This window comes from Gilvimarinus xylanilyticus (assembly GCF_024195295.1).
GTDB classification, from domain to species: domain Bacteria; phylum Pseudomonadota; class Gammaproteobacteria; order Pseudomonadales; family Cellvibrionaceae; genus Gilvimarinus; species Gilvimarinus xylanilyticus.
Map to the genome: position 1 here is coordinate 1 of NZ_JAMFTH010000005.1, position 12437 is coordinate 12437.

11 protein-coding genes are annotated in these 12437 nt (G+C 56.8%); 3 read left to right on the forward strand and 8 right to left on the reverse strand.

All coding sequences use genetic code 11. From position 1 onward, the window contains the following. Positions 1 to 73 precede the first annotated feature (73 nt). A complete protein-coding gene (locus M6D89_RS13580) occupies positions 74 to 2452 on the reverse strand; it encodes a glycosyl hydrolase family 95 catalytic domain-containing protein (RefSeq protein ID WP_253968626.1) in 2379 nt (792 codons plus the stop codon). 145 nt (positions 2453 to 2597) lie between these two features. Here M6D89_RS13580 and sodC point away from each other — a divergent pair, with 145 nt between their 5' ends. Further along, positions 2598 to 3110 (forward strand): superoxide dismutase [Cu-Zn] SodC, encoded by a 513-nt coding sequence (sodC, locus tag M6D89_RS13585; protein WP_253968627.1) that lies wholly within the window; start codon positions 2598 to 2600, stop codon positions 3108 to 3110. A 36-nt stretch (positions 3111 to 3146) separates the two neighbouring features. Here sodC and M6D89_RS13590 read toward each other — a convergent pair whose 3' ends face one another. The 7 genes from M6D89_RS13590 to M6D89_RS13620 all read right to left on the reverse strand — a co-directional run bounded on the left by M6D89_RS13590 (position 3147) and on the right by M6D89_RS13620 (position 9041). Beyond that, positions 3147 to 4208: an RDD family protein gene (locus tag M6D89_RS13590; RefSeq protein ID WP_253968628.1), complete on the reverse strand. Its 1062-nt coding sequence runs from the start codon at positions 4206 to 4208 to the stop codon at positions 3147 to 3149. A 52-nt stretch (positions 4209 to 4260) separates the two neighbouring features. After that, positions 4261 to 4980 carry a YebC/PmpR family DNA-binding transcriptional regulator gene (locus tag M6D89_RS13595; protein WP_253968629.1) on the reverse strand — a complete coding sequence of 240 codons (720 nt, stop codon included), beginning with the start codon at positions 4978 to 4980 and terminating at the stop codon, positions 4261 to 4263. 45 nt (positions 4981 to 5025) lie between these two features. Next, positions 5026 to 5676 carry a flavin reductase family protein gene (locus tag M6D89_RS13600; RefSeq protein WP_253968630.1) on the reverse strand — a complete coding sequence of 217 codons (651 nt, stop codon included), beginning with the start codon at positions 5674 to 5676 and terminating at the stop codon, positions 5026 to 5028. 113 nt (positions 5677 to 5789) lie between these two features. After that, positions 5790 to 5945, reverse strand: coding sequence for a hypothetical protein (locus M6D89_RS13605; RefSeq protein WP_253968631.1), 156 nt, complete (start codon positions 5943 to 5945; stop codon positions 5790 to 5792). A gap of 40 nt (positions 5946 to 5985) precedes the next feature. Then, positions 5986 to 6819 carry a CPBP family intramembrane glutamic endopeptidase gene (locus M6D89_RS13610; protein ID WP_253968632.1) on the reverse strand — a complete coding sequence of 278 codons (834 nt, stop codon included), beginning with the start codon at positions 6817 to 6819 and terminating at the stop codon, positions 5986 to 5988. Then, positions 6812 to 7945 carry a GNAT family N-acetyltransferase gene (locus M6D89_RS13615; protein ID WP_418930362.1) on the reverse strand — a complete coding sequence of 378 codons (1134 nt, stop codon included), beginning with the start codon at positions 7943 to 7945 and terminating at the stop codon, positions 6812 to 6814. The genes M6D89_RS13610 and M6D89_RS13615 overlap by 8 nt, the downstream gene beginning before the upstream one ends. A 352-nt stretch (positions 7946 to 8297) precedes the next feature. Continuing rightward, on the reverse strand, positions 8298 to 9041 hold the full coding sequence (locus M6D89_RS13620) for a polysaccharide lyase family 20 protein (protein WP_253968634.1): 744 nt from the start codon (positions 9039 to 9041) through the stop codon (positions 8298 to 8300). Positions 9042 to 9325: 284 nt separating this feature from the next. On the opposite strand from M6D89_RS13620, the gene gspC reads away from it, so the two are divergent. After that, positions 9326 to 10381 (forward strand): type II secretion system protein GspC, encoded by a 1056-nt coding sequence (gene gspC / locus M6D89_RS13625; protein WP_253968635.1) that lies wholly within the window; start codon positions 9326 to 9328, stop codon positions 10379 to 10381. Between the two features lie 16 nt (positions 10382 to 10397). Next, positions 10398 to 12437: a type II secretion system secretin GspD gene (gspD, locus tag M6D89_RS13630; RefSeq protein ID WP_253968636.1), complete on the forward strand. Its 2040-nt coding sequence runs from the start codon at positions 10398 to 10400 to the stop codon at positions 12435 to 12437.

Here is a 12437-nt window from a genome sequence, read left to right on the forward strand (position 1 = left end):
AACTTCGCTCACGGCGCCTAGCTGGAAACAAAACTGGCTTCCAGCAGGCGCACTTAATTAGCGTGAACAGGCCCTAGTGCGAAGCGCGTGGAATAATGCGGTAACTTTTACCGCCACTGGCCGCAAAGCTAAGGCCGTTGTTGGCACTGGGCTGGGTACGGATGGGATTACCGGTAGCGCCGTCCAACACCTGGTACTGGCGGCCGACCAGCGTCACAGTCTGATCACTATCGGGGGTCAGGGTAGCCTGGGTGAGCTGGCCCTTAGCCCACTGCATAGCCACACCTACATCACCGCGCGCGCGCAACCCGGTAACCGAGCCCGACGGCCAGGCGCTGGGGAGCGCGGGCAGCAGATGCAGGCGCAGATCATGGCTTTGCAGCAGCATTTCGGCGATCCCAGCGGTAGCGCCAAAGTTGCCGTCAATTTGAAAGGGCGGGTGGTTGTCCCACAGATTGGGCAGGGTGCTGCGTTTAAACTGCTCGCCCAGTACCTTGTGGGCGCGTTCGCCGTCGGCCAAACGCGCCCAAAAGTTCACCTTCCAGGCCTGGGACCAGCCGGTGCCGCCATCCCCGCGCGCGTTCAGGCTCACCTTGGCCGCCTCGGCCAGCTTGGGCGTCGCCTCGGGGGTAATCACGCGGCCGGGGTGCAACGCGTACAAATGAGAGACATGGCGATGGTGATTGTCCGGGTCGTCGCGGTCCTCTTTCCACTCCTGCAACTGGCCCCAGCTGCCAATGCGCAGGCCATCGTCCAGCTTGGCCAGCGCCGCTTCCAGCTCGGAGGCAAACGCCGGGTCAGATTTAAGGGTGCGCGCGGCTTCCAAGGTATTGGTGAACAGCTCGGTCACAATTTGCTGGCTCATGGCGGCGGCCACGGTAAAGTCGCCCTGCTCGGGGCTGTAGCTGGGGCTGACCACCAGCTTGCCGTCACGCGGATCGGTCACCAGGGCATCCAGCCAAAACTGCGCGGCCTCTTTCATAATGGGGTAAGCGCGCTGGCGCAAAAAGGCTTCGTCCTGGGTGAACAGATAGTGCTCGTAATAGTGCTGCATCAACCAGGCGGCCGATTCGGGCTGCCAAAACGCCGTGGGCCAGGCGATCACACCGGTAAAGCCGTAAATATTGGTGTTTAAAAACAGCGTCCAGCCGTCGGCGCCCAGCAGCTTTTGCGCCGAGATCCGGCCGGGCTCAACCAAAGATTCCACAAAGTCGTAAAACGGTGTGGTGGTTTCTTCCAGGTTGGTGACCAGCGCGGGCCAGTAGTTCATCTGCAAATTGATGTTGACGTGATAGTCGGCATTCCAGGGTGGGGTATTGGAGTTGTTCCACACCCCCTGCAGGTTGGCCGGTAGCGATCCCGCGCGCGAAGCGCCGATCAGCAGGTAGCGACCGTATTGAAAGTAGAGCGCCTCTAAAGTTCGATCCAGGCTCTTATCGCCTTTGCCGTAGTCGGCCAGCAAATCGGCGGTGGTTTGTGAGTAATCGCTTTGCCCCAATTCCAGAGCTACACGACCAAACAGCGCCTGATGATCAGTTAAGTGACGCTGTTTTAAGGTTTCTATACCGCGTGCCTGGGCCGCTTTTACCCGGGCACTGACCACAGGCTGCGGGTCAGCACCCCGGTAATCGGGGTAAGTGGGGGCATAATTGGTAGCCGCCGAGAAAACCAGCGTCAGAGCATCCGCCCCCTCAACCGCTAACTGGCCCTGTTCCTCGGTAACGCTGGCTGTAACCTCGGCGCCCTCGGCCTGCAATGCCAGCAGACCCTCGTATTTAAGGCCATTGTCGTTAAGTGCTCCGTGCACCCGTAAACGGTTGGCTTCGGCATTATCGCTGCGCGAGCGGTTGGCGGGAATGACAAAACCGGCTTTCACGCTAAGCTGACCGGGTTCGCTGGCACTCCAGTGGCCCACCAATGTCTGGTCGGGGTAGCTGTAAAAGTACTCTCGTTGGTAGTCGATACTATTTTGCGTGTAACTAATCCGTAGGATACCCGTGGCCAAATCCAGCTCGCGCCGATAATCGCTTACCTCGCCTTCAGCGCTTACCTGCAGCTCGATATAGCCAAAATTCTGGTAGTTGCCGTAACCGGGGTTGCCGCGCCCCATCAGCTCGGCAGCGGCCTCGGGGGTCATACTGCCCTTTTCTTGCAGGGTTTTACGAACCTGAGCTAGCGCATCGTGCTGGTTGCCTTCTTCCGGCCAACCGAAGGTATAACCATGGCTGGAGCCGGGGCCGCCCTCCCACAAGGTTTTCTCGTTTAGCTGAATTCGCTCGAGTGCAGGATCGCCGAACACCACCGCCCCCTGGGCGCCATTGCCAATGGGAAATGCCTGTTGCTCCCAGTCAGTGACCGGCTGATCAGCCCACAGAGTAAGAGGGCCAGCGGCAATAGCCGGTAGGGGTAGCGTCAGTAGTAAAGTCAGTCCGGTGCGAAACGAAAAGGTCATAGTGAATGAGGCTCGCCTTGATTTTTTATAGAGATAAATATTTTGGCATATGAAAATACCCTGATTTACCTCCAATTCCAACCAATTCCACTCCCTGGCACCGCTTTTGCGTAGGTCGAGTACACCCTGAATAAAGGAGGTTCGTATGAAAAGCTCTATTCACACTCTGATAGCCGCCGCTATGCTAATGCCAGCCGCTGCCTTTGCCGGCGATTACGAAGTCCCCATGCACAAGGTGACCGAGGACGGCAAGCTTAACGCCATTGGCACCATCAAAGTGGAAGAGACCGAGTATGGCACCGTGTTTACACCTAAGTTGTCGGGTCTGATGCCAGGCGAGCACGGCTTCCATGTCCATCAAAATCCAAGCTGTCAGCCCGCTGATGGCAAGCCCGCCGGGGCAGCTGGCAGTCACTATGATCCGCACGAAGCTGGCAAACACGCCGCGCCCTGGGAAGATGGGCACTTGGGCGACTTACCCACGCTTTCGGTGAATGAAGAAGGCGACGCGACGACTCCGGTACTGGCACCTAAGGTGAAGTTTGAAGACTTGGAGGGGCGCGCCCTGATGATTCACAGTGGCGGGGATAACTACGCCGACGAACCTAAGCCGCTGGGTGGCGGTGGCAGCCGCGTGGCTTGCGGCGTTGTTAAATAGCCCCAATGGCTGCAAAATTTACAGCCCTTTGCACTTTTATCCCAGTTTGCGGGCCTGCTCTGGGGTAAGTGCCGGGCGGTGGTGGTCGATTACCACGCTTGCGGCAATCTTATCCTGAATGGCCTGACGATTGGGGTCCCAGTAAATTTGTAAATATCCCAAAAGCCCGGTGGTAATGCCCGCCGCATAGCCGCCAAAGCGAAAGAAACTGTCCCAGATGGTAAGCGCACTGCCGTCTAGCTTTATCACCCGCGTGCCAAACAACCGCTTGCCTGGGGTACAGCCACCGGCAACGCAGTGAAACAAGGTGAAATAAAACGCCGTCCAGCTCACCCCCAGCCCCATATCCTTGCCCAAAGCCAATAACCAGCCCAACGGCGAAAAATTCGGCGCCGCATTTGCGGGCTCCTGAGCGTCCGGGCGATCGCTCATCTGCGCGCCGTAGTGAGCACTTAAATACTCGCTCAGGCTATTACGCTCTGGCTCGGCAAGGGGTGTCAGCAGGGCAAAACGGCGGTATATCTCGCCCGCACTCGCGCGGGAAATACCCATATCGGGCAGAGCAACCGCCAGGTAGAAAAGCTCATTTTCCCAGCAATCAAGATCTGTGCAATCGGACAGGCGGATGTCTTGCGAAGCGCCGAATAAAAACGCGTTTACCCCCAAGGCCTGCCCGGCAGACACCTCGTTGCTAAGGTCTACCCCGTAAAATACCACGTCGGTGGTCAATTGGCGGACGCGCTCGCCGTATTTGAGCCAGACCACTGCACCCAGTAAGGTCGCCAAAAGCAGCGCAATACCCGCAAGCATTAACACCAGTTTTCCCAGTACACGCATCCGCGCCCTGCCGCTTTGCGGTATAACGGCCAAGTTAATCGAGCGGCGGTTGCGCCACCCCAACACCAGCAACACCAACGCCAGAAATAGAAAGCCTGCTGGTATTACGCTAAGGGCGAGAATAAAGGCCAAATCTACCGCGATGGCTGCCAAGCGTTTCCAGGGGGACGCCAGAGTCAAACCGATAAGCGCGGTATTAATATTAAGCGCGTGGGGAGTAATAAACTCCTGGGTGTCGTCGGGCGGGGCGGATTGGGTCATGACATTTTATTGTTATGGGTATAAAAAAGGCGGGTTACCCCGCCTGATTGTGTTACTGGATTTCGGCGTTGTGATAAACGCGCTGTACATCGTCTACGTCGTTGAGCATATCCAGCAGTTTCTCCAGGGTCTCGGCGTCGTCGCCGGAAACCTCGGTAATGGTTTGGGGTACAAACTGAATTTCGTCCACATCAAAGTCGATGCCGTCGAAGGCGCTGGTTAAGGCGCCGCGCACCTGGGCGTATTCGGTGGTAGGGGCAAACACCGTGACCTTGCCATCTTCGCACTCGATGTCGTTCACATCGGCATCGGCTTCCATCAGCGCTTCCAGCACGGCTTCTTCATCGCTGCCGTCAAAGACAAAAATGGCGCAGTGATCGAACATATGGCTGACGCTGCCTTCCACACCCAGCTTGCTTTTGGTCTTGTTAAAGCAGGTGCGCACATCGCCAATGGTGCGGTTGGGGTTATCAGTTAAGCACTCCACAATCACCATGGCGTTGCCGGGGCCAAAACCCTCGTAGCGCGCGGGGCTGTAGTCTTCGCCGGCACCGCCCTGAGCTTTGTCCAGCGCCTTTTCGATCACGTGGCTGGGCACCTGGTCTTTTTTGGCGCGGTCAATCAGGCTGCGCAGTGACAGGTTACCGGACGGGTCGGTACCGCCCTGCTTGGCGCAAACGTAAATTTCGCGGCCGTATTTGCTGTAAACCTTGGTTTTGGCGGCGGCGGTTTTCGCCATGGATTCTTTACGGTTTTGGAAAGCTCTGCCCATTCTGCCCTGCTCTTACTCTGTTCTGGTTTTAGATGGAGCAGGATTTTACCTGTATTGCGGGTCTTGTGGAACCAGCGGCCGCACCTCGCGCTCAGGTTTGGCGTATTCCAGCCGCTCCAGGGGACACCCCAAGTGGTAGTGGTCCAGCCCCGATACCGCCACGGCGTCCAAAGCGTGAATGGCCACATGACCGTCCTCCGCCACCGCCGTTTCGGGTGCGATCACAGTTTGAATTTCCCCGATCACCAGCTCGGTGTCGTTACACAGGGTTTGTACCTCCACCAGCTGCAGCGCCACTTTTAATAAGCTCTCGCCCACAAAGGGCGCTTTAATGCCGGGCAGGGTTTCGGCCGTTAAGCCGACGGCGGCAAATTCCGAGGTCTCGCGCGGGTAGCGAGCCGAACTTTGATGGGCCTGGCGGTAGATATCGCCACTTACCTGGTTGAGGGTAAAGTGACCGGTAGCGAGCATATTCTCCAGCGAATGGCGCTCGACACTCTGCGGGCGAAAAATCATACCCATCAGCGGCGGGTTGGCCCCCAAGTGGAAAACGGAGCTAACAATCGCCAGGTTGGGGTGGCCGCTGAGGTCCTGAGTCCCGACTAAATTGGCGCTTTTGTATCCCGACAGGGAGTTAAGGGCACCTCTATTAATCCAGAATTGTCTCTGCGCGAGTCCAAAACGTTCACTCCGCACGGCGCTTTTCGCCGCTAATGGCCGTAGCCCTTAGCAAGAAGAGCAACACAGCGGATGGGCGTTTTGGCCGCGCCCTTCGGGGCTTTCAGGGCTTCCCGATCTCTGTGTTGGCTTTACTCGGCGGGCAACCAGCCCGACGTCGCAAAGCCGCCTTGATCTCGGGAAGCCCTGAAAGCCAGAGGCAACTCTGGATTAATAGAGGTGCCCTTAATAAAGTGGGCCCGATAACGCTGGGACATGGCGTTAATGGCGTCGCGATCAAATTGCATGTATTCCTCCTAAATCGTACAGAGGAATACGCCGCCAAGGCTAAAAAGGTAAAATTTCGCTGGGAAAACCCGACTTGCGCCACAACGCCGCCGAATCCATCGCCAGCGCGACGGTCACATGCACCATCACCCCGCCCCAGATAGAGCGCGAGGCCAGCGCTAAAATACCCAAAAACAGACCGAACAAAATCGCCCCGGTCGCTTCCAACCACAGCTTGGGAAAGTGAATCATCAAATAGGGCATGCACATTACCCAGATGGCATTGGCCCCCAAGGCGGGGCGCAGGGCGTTCAGCATAAAACCGCGAAAGAAGAACTCTAAAAAAATAAACTGGCCAATGTACAACCCCCACCAGCCCAGCAAATCAAACCAACTGCGCGAAGCCTGTTGGTAAAACGGATAGTGATTCACAAAATCGTCGCCCAGGCTGACCAGGTAGACAAAAAACAAAATGGGAGTGGTCAGCAGCACATAGCCGCGCCAGTGCCGGGGGGTGTCGTTCCAGCGCCAGCCCATATCTCGCACCCGCTCTTTTAGCACCTTGCGAATCAGCAGCGCGGGAATGAGCACATAGCCCAATAAGTGAATAAAACTCCACCAGGCGTAGGCAATTAAATGCCCGTAGCCTGAACTTTGTACCGGCGCCAGATAGCGCTCGCTGTTGCCGCTCCATTCGCCCGCCCAGCGCAGCAGGTCCCACAAGGTACGCGAGTATTTGCCATAGTGAACCAGCAGCAAACACACGCACACACAAGCCAGCACCGCCATGATTCGGCGCAAGGAAGCTTCGCGCGAGAGCGAATGCGAGGGCGGCTCACGATCCAGGCTATCCAATAAGGTAAGAATCTTTTTGGGGTGCAGGGCGTTAATCACCGGTATTCCTAAAGGGTAAATGCGCTTGGGCGCCTTGTTGATAGGCCGCTACCATAGCAGCTTCTTGCTCTAAAAAATCCACTATCGCCTCGTCGAAGCGTTCATCGGCCAGCCAGTGGTTAGAGTAAGTCAGCACCGGCTCGAACCCACGCGCCAGTTTATGCTCGCCCTGGGCGCCGCCGTCAAAACGTTGTAGCCCCTCGGCAATGGCATAGTCAATGCCCTGGTAATAGCAGGTTTCAAAGTGCAGAAAATCAAATTCTGCCAACGAGCCCCAGTAACGACCATATAAAGTGCGACTATCCCGCAGCAGCAGCGAGGCGGCCACCGGCTGGCTCTCAAGGTAGGCGATAACCATCACGCACTGTTCACTCAAGTGCTGGCCCAGCAAGGCAAAGAACTCTTCATTTAAATAACCGGTATGGCCGCTGCGCTTTAAATAGGTGCGCGCGTACATCTGGTAAAAAAAGGCCCAATCATCCGCGCTAATGCCCGCACCGCTCACCGTGCGAAAGCTAAACCCCTGCTCGCGCACCCGGCGCCGCTCTTTTAATACATTTTTGCGCTTGCGCGAGCTAAACGAGGCGACAAAGTCGTCAAAGCTCTGGTAGTCGCGATTAAACCAGTGAAACTGACAGGCGGTGCGTTGCCCCAAACCCTGCTCGCGCAGTTGCTCGCTTATTTCGCGACTGGGAAACAGGCAGTGCCAGCCGGATAAGTCGCGGCTTTCGCATTCGTTTTTGATGGCCTCCAGCGCATAGGCGTGAACCTCTAGATCATCGCTACCTAAAAAGCGGGGGCCGTAGCAGGGGGTAAAAGGCACGGCACTGATCAGCTTGGGGTAATACTCCAACCCATAGCGCTGGTAGGCATCCGCCCAGGCCCAGTCAAAAACATACTCGCCGTAGGAATGGGCTTTGATAAACGAGGGAATGATCAGCGCAGGTGAGCCGTTTTCTTCCACCAACAAATGGAAGGGCTGCCAGCCGGTGTCGGCAGTGGTGGCCCCCGAGTGCTCCAGCGCCGCAAACCACTGATGGCGATTAAATGGATTGTCACCGACGAGCAGTGAATTCCAGTCGATGTCGGAGCATTGGTCGATAGAGGTAAGAAAACGGTGGGTCAGTTTGGCCATAGGGCTATGATACACCGTAACTAAGTTTCTGTTCTTGGTTGCCTGCACGTTCAATTATGAGTCTGAAGCCGTGGATTCACTTGGGGTTTTCGCCCGTTTACAACTGAGCCGAGCGGAGGCCTATTTTAGGGGGTAAGCAAACAGGATGTTTGCGCAAGTATCGCCAGGCCAGGGAAGGCCTGTCGATACGGCCCGCTAAAATAGGCCGGAGTGAGGGGACCCCGCCGGGGCCAGTTGTTGGGCGAGGTTTTTGGTTACTTTTTGCCGAAAAAAGTAACTCGCCACGCCCGGCGACGCGGGCAAATTAAAAGAGAAATGACAATTTCTGCAATACATATCTTTTCTAACGGCCCTTGCCGTGACACCCCAACGGCGTACCCGCATCAAAGGCAGCCAGCAGCTCTTCGGCGTTGTCAGTCTGGCGGGCATTGTCGATCAAGATAGTCTCGGTGGAATCCTCGCGGGCGCGCAGTATCCCGATTTGGGTAAACATGGCGTCCGTATCGTTCACCCGGGTTTGTAAATGTTCGGCGAAGACTTGTTCGCCGTCGTGCCAGAGGGTGACATGGCCTTTTTGCGGGTCGCTGGAGAAATGGATGTGCATGGCGACATCGTGCCACACGCCAGCACTGGCGCCTTGGGGCGTGCTCCAGTGGGCGCTGTCGGCGCTGGAGGTTTGAAAACTGAGCGCCTCGCCGTGGATATTAAAACGTATTTGCTGCTGCCAGGAGTCGCTGGATTCCCAGTACCCCAGCTCGTGCTTGGCCTGTGACAGTGGCTGGGGTAGATAAAAGCTCCAGCCAAAGTAAACCTCGGCGCCCTCGCGGGTATCGCTCGGTTTAAAGTTCAGCTCGCTGCGGTTAAGCGCCTCGTTGCCGTGCCAAAGAAACTCCGGGTCACCATCGAGTTGAATCTGCCCGGCATAGTCCCCTTGGTACACACATCGCGACTGCACGCTAATCCCCTGGGGATTGGCCAGATAGTGCCACTGGGATAAATTACCGGTTTCAAAATCGCCGCGCCAGATTGACTCCGCTGTGGCGGGCAGACCGCTAAGACCAAGCAGTAAAGCGAGTAAAGGCTTCATAAGACTCCCAAATCAGTTTGGCTTTTTATTGTTGACGTTAACAGCCATATGGTAGCGCTATCATACCTCGGTGTATAACAAAAATGAGACAGGAGCGAACCCAGGGCGCAAAAAAACTGTCACAATGCCCGCGTAGGCTGGCCGGCCTTGGCGCCATTTCGCTTTTATAGGGGGTTGCAGTACAATCGGTCGGCTCAGTGATAGATGAACGATAAAAAAACAGAAAGTCGTCTAAAGACGATTGATGATGTACCCGCGCCAGCCGGGATAAACAAAGACCATTTATGCAAAATCTGACAACGCAAGAACCCGGCAACTCGGGCGCCGATCGCCTGAGCGCTTTTGGCCGCCGTTTTAGCCAGGGCCTGTCACGGGTGCCCACCCGACGCTGGCGGCAGCTGGCACTGCTGATTATTGTGGTGTGGTTGGCGCACACCTTGGCGCAGCTGTTTTGGGCACTGACGCCGGCACCCGAGATTCCCGCCGCGCGCATTTCCGCCAATGCCCTAAGCACCGGCGGCACGCAAACCAATACCCGTGAAGTGGATGTGGATTCACTTAAAGATCTAACCGTATTCGGCGCCAGTAGCGGCGAGGTTGAGCCTCTGCCCGAGCCCGAAGCCGAACCGCTGGAGCCGCAAATTGAAGATCAGGCGGTAGACACCAAGCTGTCACTGGTGCTGCAGGGGGTGATTAACTCCAGCGATACCAAGGCGGCGCGCGCGATTATCGCCGACTCGAAAAGCCAGGCCATTTACGGCCCGGGCGACGAGCTCGAGAATATGAACAACGTCAAAGTCGCCAAGGTACTCAACCTGCGGGTGATTTTGGACAACAAAGGCCAGTACGAATCCCTCTGGCTGTACAAAGACGACCCCAATGCGCCGCGCATCGCTAAGCAGTACTCGACCCCGGTGGACACCCCCAGCCGCAGCTGGGAGGGCGACCCGCAAGAGCTTTCCGAGGGCAGCGACGCCGACGCCCAGGACGATCAACAGGACGCTGACCAGGGCCCGCGCGAGCGCGACGAGCCCCGCGCCGAAGTAGCGCCCGAACAGGCCGTGGAGCAGGCGCGGCGCAATTTATCTGACGTGGTGGCGTTTAATATCCACCGCGAGAACGGCAAAATCAAAGGCTACCAGGTGCGCCCGGGGCGCAACGCCGCCGCCTTTGAAGCCGTGGGCTTACAAAGCGGCGATGTTGTCACCGCCGTTAACGGTACCGCGCTGGATAATCCCGGCCGGATCATGGAAATCTATCGCAATATGAGTCAAGCCACCTCCGCCAGCCTCGAAGTCGAGCGCGATGGCGAAGTCGTGATTATTGACGTCGAGCTGTAGTCAAGAGAGGTCTTTAGTGAGAGCGTGTTACCAACGAATTCGAGCCACCCTTCTGGTGCTTGCCCTGGCGCTGCCGATGATGGCAACGGCCAACGAGCAGACCTGGGTGGTCAACTTTAAAGACTCGGATATTCAGGAAGTCATTAAATTCATCGCCGAAGCCACCGGTAAAACCATTGTTATTGACCCCAAGGTGCGCGGCCAGGTTAAGGTGATTTCGGAAAAACCGGTCAATAGCCAAGAGCTCTACGGCCTGTTTTTATCCATTCTGGATGTGCACGGCTTTACCGCCGTAGAAAACGGCGAGGTGGTACGCATTGTCCCCAACCGCGATGCCCGCTCGCTGCCCATTCCCAGCCTGGAGGGCGGCCAGGCGGACAACGACGGCTATATGACCCAGGTCATTCAGCTCGAGAACATCAGTGCCGCCAAGTTGTTGCCGGTGCTCCGCCCGCTGGTGCCTCAGCACGGTCATATTTCTGCCTACGACCCCAGCAACGCGATTATCGTCACCGACACCCGCGGCAACATTAACCGCTTGCTGGATGTGGTTAAACAAATCGATAAATCGGCGGTCATCAGCACCGAGCTGGTGGAGCTGCGCTACGCCCAGGCCGACGCCATTGTGAAGGTGATTCAACAGCTGGAAAAACCCGATGCCCAGCGCGGCAACGGCAGCCCCCCGGTTACTGTAGTGGCCGATACCCGCATTAACGGCGTACTGATTAACGGCGACGATATGCAGCGCGAGCGCATTAAAATGCTGATTCGCCGCCTGGATCGGCCGCAGATCACCAACTCCAATGTCCGGGTCATTTACCTTAAGTACGCCAAGGCCGATCAGGTGGCCGAGGTACTCAACGGCGTACTGCAGAATATGCAGAAAATCGAGCAGGCCGAAAGCGGTGGCAATAACACCAGCTCGCGCAATCAAATTAAAGCCAGCGTACAGGCCGACGAAGACACCAACGCTATTTTAATCACTGCCGATGGCGATACCCTGCAATCGCTGATGGTGCTGATTGAGAGCCTGGATATTCGCCGCGCTCAAGTCCTGGTTGAGGCGATTATTGTAGAACTCACCGATACCGATGCCGCCGAACTGGGCGTCGAGTGGATGTACCGCGATCAGGATATCGGCTTTGGCAGCTCTACTAACGGTGCCGATGGCACCCTGGGTAGCCTGGCGCAAGGCGCCTTTGAGGACGGAGACAGTGGTTTACTGAGTCTGGCGACGGGTTTATCCGGTATTGCCGGGCAAGTATTTGGCATCGGCCGCCTGGGTGAAACCACCGATATGCTGGCGGTGCTTAAGCTGTTAAAAGCCAATGGTGCCACCAACATTCTCTCCACACCCAGCTTGCTGACCACCGACAACCACGAGGCCGAGATTTCTGTGGGCCAAAACGTGCCCTTCGTAACCGGCTCCTACACGGGCACAGGCACCGGCGCCAGCAACCCCACCAACCCTTTCCAGACGGTTGAGCGTAAAGACGTGGGTATTCTGCTGACCGTTACGCCCCACGTGAACGACGGCGACACGGTCGTCATGGACATCGCCCAGGAAATTTCCAGCGTGGACGATACCGCCGCCACTAACTCAGGCTTAGTAACCAACCAGCGCAAGATTAACACTCAGGTAATGGCCGCCTCGGGTGAGATCATCGTGCTGGGCGGTCTGATTCAGGACGATGTGCGTACCCAAGAGCGCAAAGTACCTCTGCTGGGTGATCTGCCGGTGATCGGTAACCTGTTTAAAAGCCAGAGCAGCAACACCACCAAAACCAACCTGATGGTATTCATCCGCGCCAGCGTGGTACCGGATGATGAAATGCTGATTGGCGCCACCGCCGAGAAATATCGCCATGTACGCGAAAAGCTGCTGGATCAGCGCAATAACGCGACGCTGATCACCAACAAAGACGACGTACCCATGCTGCCCGAATGGGAAGAACAGTTGCGCCGGGTGCAGAGCCGTTACAACTACGGCAATGATGACGAGGCGGCCAACGACGCCGAACAATCTCAGCCAGAACCCGTAAAGGCCGGAGACTAA

Bases quoted from the DNA above. Each gene is read 5' to 3' on its own strand.
- M6D89_RS13580 (WP_253968626.1), bottom strand. From the start codon at position 2,452: ATGACCTTTTCGTTTCGCACCGGACTGACTTTACTACTGACGCTACCC.
- sodC (WP_253968627.1), top strand. From the start codon at position 2,598: ATGAAAAGCTCTATTCACACTCTGATAGCCGCCGCTATGCTAATGCCA.
- M6D89_RS13590 (WP_253968628.1), bottom strand. From the start codon at position 4,208: ATGACCCAATCCGCCCCGCCCGACGACACCCAGGAGTTTATTACTCCC.
- M6D89_RS13595 (WP_253968629.1), bottom strand. From the start codon at position 4,980: ATGGGCAGAGCTTTCCAAAACCGTAAAGAATCCATGGCGAAAACCGCC.
- M6D89_RS13605 (WP_253968631.1), bottom strand. From the start codon at position 5,945: ATGCAATTTGATCGCGACGCCATTAACGCCATGTCCCAGCGTTATCGG.
- M6D89_RS13620 (WP_253968634.1), bottom strand. From the start codon at position 9,041: ATGAAGCCTTTACTCGCTTTACTGCTTGGTCTTAGCGGTCTGCCCGCC.
- gspC (WP_253968635.1), top strand. From the start codon at position 9,326: ATGCAAAATCTGACAACGCAAGAACCCGGCAACTCGGGCGCCGATCGC.